This is a genomic window from Saccharopolyspora soli (assembly GCF_022678645.1).
GTDB lineage: Bacteria > Actinomycetota > Actinomycetes > Mycobacteriales > Pseudonocardiaceae > Saccharopolyspora > Saccharopolyspora soli.
In genome coordinates, this window is the sequence record NZ_JALBWV010000016.1 from 143,522 (window position 1) to 151,914 (window position 8,393).

The 8,393-nt window shown below is 66.9% G+C and carries 9 protein-coding genes; 6 read left to right on the forward strand and 3 right to left on the reverse strand.

Features of this window, described 5'->3' with window-relative positions:
* Positions 1–15 precede the first annotated feature (15 nt).
* The 5 genes from MOQ72_RS14835 (at position 16) to MOQ72_RS14855 (ending at position 4,304) form a co-directional block, all read left to right on the forward strand.
* Entirely contained in the window at positions 16–1,176 is a 1,161-nt protein-coding gene (locus tag MOQ72_RS14835; RefSeq protein ID WP_372495374.1) for an endonuclease/exonuclease/phosphatase family protein, read from the forward strand.
* 556 nt (positions 1,177–1,732) lie between these two features.
* The gene (locus MOQ72_RS14840; protein ID WP_242184062.1) at positions 1,733–2,593 is read left to right on the forward strand and encodes an alpha/beta fold hydrolase; all 861 of its coding nucleotides are present in this window, start codon (positions 1,733–1,735) and stop codon (positions 2,591–2,593) included.
* Positions 2,594–2,616: 23 nt separating this feature from the next.
* Positions 2,617–3,213, forward strand: a complete 597-nt coding sequence (locus MOQ72_RS14845) for a TetR/AcrR family transcriptional regulator (RefSeq protein ID WP_242184063.1) — start codon at positions 2,617–2,619, stop codon at positions 3,211–3,213.
* A gap of 91 nt (positions 3,214–3,304) precedes the next feature.
* Positions 3,305–3,736: an acyl-CoA thioesterase gene (locus tag MOQ72_RS14850; protein ID WP_242184065.1), complete on the forward strand. Its 432-nt coding sequence runs from the start codon at positions 3,305–3,307 to the stop codon at positions 3,734–3,736.
* A 181-nt stretch (positions 3,737–3,917) separates the two neighbouring features.
* A complete protein-coding gene (locus MOQ72_RS14855; RefSeq protein ID WP_242184067.1) occupies positions 3,918–4,304 on the forward strand; it encodes a hypothetical protein in 387 nt (128 codons plus the stop codon).
* Positions 4,305–4,436: 132 nt separating this feature from the next.
* On the opposite strand, the gene MOQ72_RS14860 is transcribed toward MOQ72_RS14855, so the two are convergent.
* Entirely contained in the window at positions 4,437–5,324 is an 888-nt protein-coding gene (locus MOQ72_RS14860; protein ID WP_242184068.1) for an LLM class F420-dependent oxidoreductase, read from the reverse strand.
* Positions 5,325–5,645: 321 nt separating this feature from the next.
* Here MOQ72_RS14860 and MOQ72_RS14865 point away from each other — a divergent pair, with 321 nt between their 5' ends.
* The gene (locus MOQ72_RS14865) at positions 5,646–6,305 is read left to right on the forward strand and encodes an NADPH-dependent FMN reductase (protein WP_242184069.1); all 660 of its coding nucleotides are present in this window, start codon (positions 5,646–5,648) and stop codon (positions 6,303–6,305) included.
* Between the two features lie 101 nt (positions 6,306–6,406).
* Here the strand turns inward: MOQ72_RS14865 and MOQ72_RS14870 are convergent, their stop codons facing one another.
* Together MOQ72_RS14870 and MOQ72_RS14875 are read right to left on the reverse strand one after the other, a co-directional pair.
* Complete coding sequence (locus MOQ72_RS14870; protein WP_242184070.1) at positions 6,407–6,613, reverse strand: hypothetical protein; 207 nt, start codon at positions 6,611–6,613, stop codon at positions 6,407–6,409.
* A gap of 283 nt (positions 6,614–6,896) precedes the next feature.
* Positions 6,897–8,264 carry an alkaline phosphatase family protein gene (locus MOQ72_RS14875; RefSeq protein ID WP_242184071.1) on the reverse strand — a complete coding sequence of 456 codons (1,368 nt, stop codon included), beginning with the start codon at positions 8,262–8,264 and terminating at the stop codon, positions 6,897–6,899.
* Positions 8,265–8,393: the final 129 nt, after the last annotated feature.

Genomic DNA, 8,393 nt, shown 5'->3' on the forward strand with positions numbered 1-8,393 from the left:
ATGTGAGGAGACGTCGTGAAGCGTGCTGTTCTCGCCGTCGCGGCCGTGGCCGCCGCACTGGTGACACCGACTGCGTCGGCGACCGAGCCGGTGCGCTTCGCGACGTTCAACGCGTCGCTGAACCGAGCCACCGAGGGCGAACTGCTCGCGGACCTGTCCACCCCGGACGATCCGCAGGCCCGCGAGGTGGCCGAGATCGTGCAGCGGGTGCGCCCGGATGTCCTGCTGCTCAACGAGTTCGACTACGTCGAGGGCGGCGCGGCGGTCGATGCCTTCCGCGTCAACTACCTCGCGCGGGGCCAAAGCGGCGCCGACCCGATCGAGTATCCGCACGCCTACAGCGCACCCGTGAACACCGGCGTGCCATCCGGGATGGACCTCGACAACGACGGCACCATCGGGGGCGGCAACGACGCCTACGGCTTCGGTGCGTTCCCCGGCCAGTACGGCATGGTGGTGCTGTCGAAGTACCCGATCGGCCAAGTCCGCACGTTCCAGCTGTTCCGCTGGGCCGACCTGCCGGGCGCGCGCTTGCCGGACGATCCGGCGACGCCGCAGCCCGCGGACTGGTACTCGCCGGACGAACTGCGGTCCCTGCGGTTGTCCTCGAAGTCGCACTGGGACCTGCCGATCGACGTCGACGGCCGCACCGTGCACTTCCTGACCTCGCACCCGACACCGCCGACCTTCGACGGCGCCGAGGACCGCAACGGGCTGCGCAACCAGGACGAAATCCGCTTCTGGGCGGACTACGTCACGCCGGGCCGCAGCGCGTACACCTACGACGACGCGGGCAACTCCGGCGGCCTCGCGCCGGGTGCCCGGTTCGTGATCGCAGGTGACCAGAACTCGGATCCGCTGGACGGCGACAGCACCGGTGCCCGCCAGATCCTGGGCGCGCCGCGCGTGCTCGATCCGTTGCCGGGCAGCGCCGGAGCGGTCGAGGCAAGCCGGACGCAGGGCGGTGCCAACGAGAACCACCGCGGCATCCCGTATTTCGACACCGCCGACTTCAACGACGAAGCGCCCGGCAACATCCGCGTCGACTACGTGCTGCCGTCGGCGCCGCTGATCCCGCTGCGCGCCGGTGTCTTCTGGCCGACCTCGGACGATGAGCTCGCCCGCCTGAATGACACCTCGGACCACCACCTCGTCTGGACCGATCTGCTGCTCTGAACCGCGGAAGCCGCCAGTCGCGGGCCCGACTGACGCCCGGCATCCGGTCAGCGCCAAGGTCGCGACGGGTTTCGCGGCCCCGATCGGCACGTGCGGCAGCGCGAAGTCCCGGCGTCGGCAAGCGCAGGAATTGGCTTCGTCAATTCTCCTCATCAGACCAGGCGAACAAGAACGGCCACCCGTTGAAACGGGACAACGCAGATCCGGACCTTTTCCGGAATCTGGTTGAAATGAACCGTAGGTCGCAAATCGGCGCCCTGGCTCGCGTTGCCGGGTTGGCGCAGGAGATGTCGAAGAATCGTGACCGGCGCGAGCCGTAGAACTGCCGATTTCGCGCGAAATCGCCTGATCTTCAGGTCCTCGGCAACCTGTGGTCAGGCGCATCGCGCCCCTGCATCGGCGGCGGGAAATCGAATTCCAGTGATCTCTGACTCCTATCGCATGATGATGGGTACCGATCTGTTTCCATCTGCTGGTACGGTGCATGGGAGGTCGACGCGGGAGATCGGTCCACCTGGTGGCAGGCGGTCCGGGAAATGGTCTTGAGGAGGGCGTCATGCCGGATATTTCGCACGTCAGTGCACCTACCGAGTTCCTGGAGGTGAAGGGTGTTCGCTATGCCTACCGGCGGTTCGGAAAGGGCAGCGGAACACCCCTGATCTTCCTGCAGCACTTCCGGGGCGGCATGGATCACTGGGATCCGCTGGTGACCGACGGACTCGCCGCGAACCGGACGGTGATCCTGTTCAACAACGCGGGCGTGGCGAGTTCCAGCGGCGAGACGCCGGGGACCGCCGAGGAGTTGGCCGACAACGTCGCCGAGTTCGTCACGGCGATGAACCTGCCGCGGGTGGACGTGCTGGGCTTCTCGCTCGGCGGGTACGTGGCGCAGGAATTCGCGCTGCGCCACGGCGAACTGCTCCGCCGACTCGTCCTGGTGGGAACGCAGCCGCGCGGCGGTGACGCGGAGGGTCGGCACCCCGATGCCCTGGCGGTCGCGACCAGGAACGAGGTGTCCACGCTGGAGGACTTCCTCTTCCTGTTCTTCGCGCCGTCGGAGACGAGCCAGGCAGCAGGGGAGGCGTTCTGGAAGCGGCGGCACCAGCGCACCGCTGAGGTCGACCCGCCCGTCTCCGAGCAGACCACGAGAGCGCACATCGCAGCCCTCGTCGACTGGCGTGAGGCGCGCGGGCAGCGGTTCGCCGAGCTCCAGCGGATCACCCAACCGACGCTCGTGGTCAACGGAAGACGCGACATCATGGTGCCGACCATCAATTCCTACCACTTGGCGCAACACATTCCTCGTGCGCAGCTGATCGTGCACCCGGATGCCGGGCACGGTTCGCTGTTCCAGTACCCGGAGCTGTTCGTCAGCCACGTCTCCCGTTTCCTGGACGCCGAACCGGCCTTCAGCTGAGCTGTGCAACGGAAGGGAACACCGTGACGCCCGAGGGCAACCCCAGTCGTGCCCGCCTGCTGCAGACCGCGGCAGACCTCTTCTACCGGGAAGGAATCGGCGCGGTCGGCGTGGACCAGTTGTGCCGGAAGGCGGGCGTGTCGAAGCGATCGATGTACCAGCTGTTCGCGTCGAAGGACGACCTCGTCGTCGCCAGCCTGGAGGAGTACGCGCAGCGGTACCTCCAGTTGTACTTCCCGGAAGATTCGCACGGCGCGTCGCCGAGAACGCTCCTCATCCGCGTCTTCCAACAGCTGGAGAAGAACTCGACGAATGAGAGATACGCGGGCTGCCCGTACGTCAGCACGGCAGCGGAGTTGCACGATCCCCAGCGCATGCCGAGCCAGGTCGCCACGCGCCTCAAGAAGGAGTTCACCAACCGCTTTCGGCACCTGGCCGAACTCGGCGGCGCAGCGGATCCGGAAACGTTGGCCGAGCAGCTCACGTTGCTCTTCGACGGAGCCGTCATCCGCTCGGCCGGATACGGCGAGAAGCTGGCCGGACTGTGCGCCACGACGGCGGAAGTCCTCCTCGACGCCCAAGGGATGACCGACGACAGTCCCGCCGACGGCCGGTCGTGATCCCTTGCACGGCCAATGGTCCAGTTGAACACCCGTCGGCAGAGGTTTTCTCCGACAAAGAGCGCACATAATGCGCGGAGAGCGGATTGAAATGAGTACCTTCAGCGTGCAACTGACCGTGCGCCAGTACGAGACGGACTTCAACGGGCACGTGAACCACGTGGTCTACTTCGACTGGGCCGACCACGCCAGGATCGAATACCTGCGTCGTGCGGGGCTAGTGGTCGAGACCTTCCTGGCGAACAAGACAGCACCGGTCATCCTGCAGGCCGAAATTCGCTACCTCCGCGAACTGCGAGCGGGCGAGGACGTGACGGTGACCTGCGAACCGAGCTACGGCGAGGGAAAGACCTTCACCATGCACCACGGCTTCATCCGCAACGACGGCACAGTAGCGGCGGAACTCCAGCAGGTCATGGGAATCCTCGACCACCCAACCCGACGCCTAGTCCCCAACCCCCACCAAGTCCTCCGAGCACTAGCCACCCAACCCGACCTCCTCGAACCAACCAAAACCCCCTGACCCGACCACCGTGTCCCTTCCACATCGGCGAAAACCGCTGCGCGAGCGAACCAGAAACATTGTCCTCGTTGTTGACATAGTTCGGCGAGGCGCTCTAACTTTGTCAACAAAGGAGACAACGTTAGAGGGGTGCGGTGGAGCTGTTCAGCGTCGACGAGGCGTGTGGTCAGACGGTGCTGTCATGAGGGGGCCAGTGCAGTACCTCGGGGCGTCCGGCCTAGCCGGGCGTCTCGGTGTGTCTCGCTCGGCGGTCACCAAGTGGCGAGAACGCTATGGACCGGACTCCGCTCATCCGTTTCCCGTGCCGGACGTCGAAGTCGACGGCGTGCCGGGTTGGCGGCCGACACGTGTCTCCGAAGTGGAGTACTGGCGTGCGGGGCTACCAGGTCGGGGAGCTGGCGGAGGCCGACCACCGGCCGCGGAACGCGAGTACTTGCGGGTGGCCGAGTCGCGTGGTGTGAGCCGGGACGAGGCGAGGCGGCTGGCTGACGCCGTGGTCGCCGAACACCCGGAGATGAGCCAACCGGAAATCTATGCCTGGTTGGTGGCTCTGTGGCGCGAAGATTAGTCGATTTCCAGTCTTCTCCAGGACTGGCGTCGGACCTCATCGCCGGGGCGTTCATCTCCATCCGAGGCAGCGGTCAGCGGGGCGGGGGCGAACCGCCCCGCGGGCTTGCGTCCGGACTCTCGGTGCGGCGGCTTACAGCCCCAGCCCGGGGGCGATCTCGCGCAGCGCGGGCAGCGGGTCCTCAGCGCGATCGTCGCCGAGGACCTGGATCACCACGTGATCGGCGCCCGCGTCAAGATGCCGCCGCACGTGTGCGGCGATCGCCTCGGCGTCGCCGATCGCGACCATCTGCTCGGCCAGCTTGTCCGAGCCGCCGATGACCACGTCGGACTCGTCGAAGCCTTGCCGCAGCCAGGACTTCTGGTAGTTCGGCAGCTGCGAGTACATGTGCAAGTGCTGGTGCGCTCGGCGCAGCCCGGTCTCCCGGTCGGTGGTCAGCGCCACCGCTTGCTCGCTGACCACCCACTTGTCCGGCCCGAGCAGTTCCCGAGTGCGGGCGGTCTGCTCCGGGGTGACCAGGTAGGGGTGCGCGCCGTCGCCTGCGGTGCCGGACAGCTCGATCATCTTCGGCCCGAGCGCGGCCAGCAGCCGGGCGGGCCGCTGCGCACCGGGCTCGATCTGCTCCGGCATCTCGTCCATGCGGCGCAGGTATTCACGCATCGTGGCCAACGGCTTGGTGTAGGTGCCTGCGTTGTTCTCCACCAGCGGGGCGTGGCTGACGCCGAGGCCGAGCACGAACCGCCCGGGGTACAGCGCGCTGAGCGTGCGGGAGCCGGATTCGGCGGCGCTGGCGTCCCGGGAGTGGATGTTGGCGATGCCGGTGCCGACCACGAGCCGCTCCGTGGCGCCCAGCAGCGCGCTGGCCTGGGTTAGCGACTCCTTGCCGAACGCCTCGCCGTAGAACAGCGAGCCGTAGCCGAGTTCCTCGATCTCGCGGGCGCGGGCGAGCACGTCGCGGATCGGCCAGCTGTCGCTGGACCACCACACGCCGATGCTTGAGCTGAAATTGATCTGAGCCATGACGCCGATGCTATCCGCGCAGCTAGACGTTGGCGCTCGTTAGTCCATGCGATGACGCCACAGCAACACCTCGTCCACTGTGACCTCAGTGGCCCCGTTCCGGCGTACCTGAGCCCAGCGACGCGATCAGGCTGGTTCGCACGATGCTAGCGACGGGGGTGTGGGTTTGAGCTCCCTTGGTTGTCGCTGGTGCAGATCCGATGACCGGCAGTGTCGGTGAAGCAATGCTCGTCGGGCCCGTGAACGCCCACGATCGGACTCGCGGGGCAAGTCAGGGCGGCGCAGACTGACACCACACACGTCTCGCGGAAGGGCCACACCGTGACGACGGACGCTCATTTTCCGCCCGTGCAGGTGCTCGTCTTCAGTGCCGCGCTGCGTGCGGGGTCCATCAACACCCGGCTCGCCTCCCTCGCGGCTCGCCTGATCGCACACGCTGGTGCCGAGGTTGACATCGGCCACATGCACGACTTCGACATGCCCCTGTACGACGGGGACGTTGAGGCCGCCGAGGGCCCGCCCCAGGGAGCGCTGGCCCTGCGCGACCGGATCCAACGCTGCGATGCCTTCGTCATCTCCTCCCCCGAGTACAACGGCTCCGTCCCCGGGGTACTCAAGAACGCCATTGACTGGGTATCCCGCATCACGCCGCAGCCGTTCAAGACCAAGCATGCGCTACTCGTCTCGGCCTCCCCCTCGCTGGTGGGCGGCAATCGCGGGCTGTGGGCGCTGAGAGTCCCACTGGAACACCTCGGAACACGGGTCTACCCCGACATGTTCAGCCTCGCCGGTGCCTACGAGGCATTCACCGAAGACGGGCAACTGGCCCAGCCCGGTCTACAGCAACGCCTGGCCGATACCGTCTCGGCCTTCGTCCATCTCGTGGAAGCCGACGTGCGGTACGTCTGCCTGCGGCGACGCTGGTACGAGTTCCCGGCCGAATATACGGAGGCGCCGGTCACCCATCGGGCCGAAGACTGAACGGCCTAATTCGACCGCCGACTACGACCACGACCGGAAAGCGTTGCGGTTCCAGCGGAATCCTGGGATGGAGCCGGTGCGACCCGCACTTGTACAGGGCGTCACGGCTGTCCACCGGGCAGGCCGTTGGCGCCGCTGTAGTTGGAGCCGGAGTGGTCGGGGCTGCCGGTGCCCCCGTGGGAGCCCGAGTGGGCCGCCTGCAATGTCCCCACCGAGTCGATCGTGGCAGCCGAAGCGACGCCACCGATGCCCAGCGCGAGCGATGCGGCCAGGGCCAATCCGACGACTGCTCGTGAACTCGTGCGCATTGGACTATTCCCCTGTCTTGGTAGTGGAATTGACGCCATCGAGAATGGCCCGCTGAGCGCACGTTCCGCTTCGACGCTAGCAACCAGTTGCGCCTACCGCGGGCTGCAGTTCCCGGATACCGGCTAGCTGCAACTGGCCTGGTCAATGCCCCGGTCGCGCTTCTCGCGTCGCTTCCTGGCAGGGCTGCATGCCGACGGTCCCGCAGCTGACCAGCGGCTTGTCAGTGGCATGTTGGTGATGCCTAGGCGGCGGGGCCTACCTCGGGCCCCGCCGCCGCTCTGGCTAGAGGTGGGGGCGTGAGCCGGGTTCCTGGTGGGGCATGGACTGGGTGGTAGGTACTGACGGGGGCGGCAGGGTGGCGACTTCCTGCTTCTGCTGCGCCACCACGGGCGCCGGGTCGGGCAGCTCGGGGAACGGCGCGTCGCGGCGCGGGAAGCGCAGCGTCGAGGTGAGGTCACCTACCGTCTGCCGCCGCCAGGCGCTGATGTTCGGCTCGTCCACGCCGAATCGGGCCTCCAGGAAGCGCAGGAGTGAGGTGTGGTCGAACGTCTCGCTGGCGACCCAGCCGCCCCGACTCCACGGGGAGATGACGAACGTGGGGACGCGGAAGCCCAGGCCGATTGGGCCTGCGATGCCGCCCGCCTGCGAGGGCAGCGTTGCGGTCAGGTATTCCCCGGGAGTGCCCGGCGGGGGCGTCGGCGGGGTGACGTGGTCGAAGAAGCCGCCGTTCTCGTCGTAGGTGATGAACAAGACGGTCTTGTTCCAGACATCCGGCGTGGCAGCGAGCGCGTCAAGGATGTCGTATATGTACTCGCCTCCCGCGGCGGGCAAACCGCTCGGGTGCTCGTCGGCCTCTGATTGGACCCACGAGACCTGGGGCAGGTTGCCGTTGCGGATGTCGTCCATGACCGCGGTCTTCGACCTCAGCTTCATGCCGTTCTCGTAGAGCGGGGAGCCCACGGGCGCGGTCTGGAACTGCTTGAACCACCCCAGCTCCGGGCCGTCCCCGAAGACACGCGATTGGTAGCTGCGCCAGCTGATCCCCGCAGCCTGGAGCCGCTCGGCGTAGGTCGTCCACGTGAAGCCGCCACTGGGGGGAAGCACATTCGTCGCGACGTTCGGGCCGCCGTTCGCCCCGGTCGGGTCGATCGTGCCTGTCATGGTGTGCAGCCGGTTGGGCCACGTCGGGCCCATCACCGAGCAGTGGTAGGCGTCGCAGATGGTGAATGCGTCGGCCAGCGCGTAATGCAGCGGTAGGTCGTTGCGGGTGTAGTAGCCCATGGTCAGCGGGCCGAATTCGGCGACCCTTTCCCGTTGCGAGGGAATCCAGTTGTCCATCTTGCCGCCGTTCCACGCTTTGTGCTGCGAGGGCCACCCGTGATCGGGGTCGTGGATGGCGGCGGCGTTGGTCTTCGTCGTGTCCAGGTGGAACGGCAGCACGTACCCGTCCTGGTTGAACGCGTCCGGCTGGTAGAAGACCGACCGTCCGGTGGGCAGCGTCTGGAGGTTCGGATCGTCGAATCCGCGAACCCCGGACATTGTCCCGAAGTAGTGATCGAAGGAGCGGTTCTCCTGGGTGAGGATCACGACCTGCTCGATCTCGTGCAGATGTGCCAGGTCTCGCGGTGGGCTGGCGAGTGCCTTCCGCATCGAGAAGGGCAGCTCGGCTTGAGGCTCCGGCGATTGGGTTATTTGAGGCGTCGGGTGGTGGGGCGTGTGTGCCAGCGGTAGAGGGGTCTGGCGCGTTGGATGAGTTGACGGACGGTGATGATCGCGGCA

Bases quoted from the DNA above. Each gene is read 5' to 3' on its own strand.
- MOQ72_RS14860 (WP_242184068.1), bottom strand. From the start codon at position 5,324: ATGGCTCAGATCAATTTCAGCTCAAGCATCGGCGTGTGGTGGTCCAGC.
- MOQ72_RS14875 (WP_242184071.1), bottom strand. From the start codon at position 8,264: ATGCGGAAGGCACTCGCCAGCCCACCGCGAGACCTGGCACATCTGCAC.
- MOQ72_RS14840 (WP_242184062.1), top strand. From the start codon at position 1,733: ATGCCGGATATTTCGCACGTCAGTGCACCTACCGAGTTCCTGGAGGTG.
- MOQ72_RS14855 (WP_242184067.1), top strand. From the start codon at position 3,918: ATGAGGGGGCCAGTGCAGTACCTCGGGGCGTCCGGCCTAGCCGGGCGT.
- MOQ72_RS14870 (WP_242184070.1), bottom strand. From the start codon at position 6,613: ATGCGCACGAGTTCACGAGCAGTCGTCGGATTGGCCCTGGCCGCATCG.
- MOQ72_RS14850 (WP_242184065.1), top strand. From the start codon at position 3,305: ATGAGTACCTTCAGCGTGCAACTGACCGTGCGCCAGTACGAGACGGAC.